The 252-nt window shown below is 67.1% G+C and carries 1 protein-coding gene; it reads right to left on the bottom strand.

Going from position 1 to position 252, the window contains the following annotated elements; all coding sequences use genetic code 11:
- Positions 1 to 252 (bottom strand): Gfo/Idh/MocA family oxidoreductase (locus SB822_RS59165; RefSeq protein ID WP_410859384.1); only part of this gene is annotated, 252 nt, incomplete at both ends.

Genomic DNA, 252 nt, shown 5'->3' with positions numbered 1-252 from the left:
GAACTGGTCCTCTTGCGTGTCGAGCCCGTATTTCACGTAGCTGCCGCGGGTGCCGTGAATGACGAAGCGCGGCGCGACGATCGCCGTCAGCGCGCTTGCATGCAGCACGACTTCGAACGCGCCGTAGCCCAACTGGATATGCACGTAGTCGGGTGCGCTCGCCTGATCGCGATGCGTGCGCACCGTTGCCGCCACGGTCTGCGGCGCGCCGAACAGCGCGAGCGCCTGGTCGATCAGATGCGGCCCGAGGTC

It is taken from the genome of Paraburkholderia sp. SIMBA_054 (assembly GCF_046534875.1).
GTDB lineage: Bacteria > Pseudomonadota > Gammaproteobacteria > Burkholderiales > Burkholderiaceae > Paraburkholderia > Paraburkholderia hospita.
This window is presented reverse-complemented; position numbering and strand designations above follow the sequence as displayed.